This window comes from Sphingomonas sp. AC435, from assembly GCF_979253005.1.
Map to the genome: position 1 here is coordinate 1 of NZ_CEEDCJ010000048.1, position 266 is coordinate 266.

General features: G+C 60.2%; 1 protein-coding gene. It reads left to right on the forward strand.

All coding sequences use genetic code 11. The annotated features are described in order from the left end of the window. Window positions 1–10: 10 nt before the first annotated feature. On the forward strand, window positions 11–266 hold a 256-nt coding region (locus AC0CH8_RS18895), incomplete at its 3' end, for a hypothetical protein (RefSeq protein WP_465241199.1).

A 266-nucleotide genomic window follows, 5' to 3' on the forward strand; every position in this document is an offset into this window, starting at 1 on the left:
GTGTATGGATGTGTCGCTGAATACCCTGGTTGTGCATGATCCCTTGTTACAGGCGCAGCCGGCCCGGGTCAGCCCGGTGCGAGCTGGCGCCATCGCCAGTGAATGCTTTGGCGTGCTGGGCGCGATCCGGCCGTTGGCTGGAGAGCGCGATCTGAATTTCCAGCTGTCCTGTGCGGACGGCTCATCCTACCTGCTGAAAATTTCCCATCCCCTGGAGAATCCCCAGGTGGTGGACTTCCAGAATCAGGCCTTGCTGCATATCCAGC